Genomic DNA, 422 nt, shown 5'->3' on the forward strand with positions numbered 1-422 from the left:
TGCCCGGCCTGCCCGAGCCAAAGCCGATGTTCGAAATCTGGGTATATTCACCGCGCGTGGAAGGCGTGCACCTGCGCGGCGGCAAAGTCGCGCGCGGCGGCTTGCGCTGGTCTGACCGGCGCGAGGATTTCCGCACCGAGGTGCTGGGCCTGGTCAAGGCGCAGATGGTCAAGAACACGGTGATTGTGCCGGTGGGTTCCAAGGGGGGCTTTGTCGTCAAACAACCGCCTCCGGCCACCGACCGCGATGCGTATCTGGCCGAGGGCGTGGCGTGCTACCAGACCTTCTTGCGCGGGCTGCTCGACCTGACCGACAACTACGTCGACGGCCGCGTCGTGCCGCCGCGCGATGTCGTGCGCTATGACGAAGACGACCCGTACCTGGTCGTTGCCGCCGACAAGGGCACGGCCACGTTCTCCGAC

At 66.6% G+C, this 422-nt stretch carries 1 protein-coding gene; it reads left to right on the forward strand.

Annotated elements, in window-relative coordinates; genetic code table 11:
• The coding region (locus I6F38_RS43485) for an NAD-glutamate dehydrogenase domain-containing protein (RefSeq protein ID WP_225164725.1) at positions 1–422 on the forward strand (422 nt) is incomplete at both ends.

This window comes from Bradyrhizobium sp. BRP56 (assembly GCF_020194035.1).
Taxonomy (GTDB): domain Bacteria; phylum Pseudomonadota; class Alphaproteobacteria; order Rhizobiales; family Xanthobacteraceae; genus Bradyrhizobium; species Bradyrhizobium australafricanum.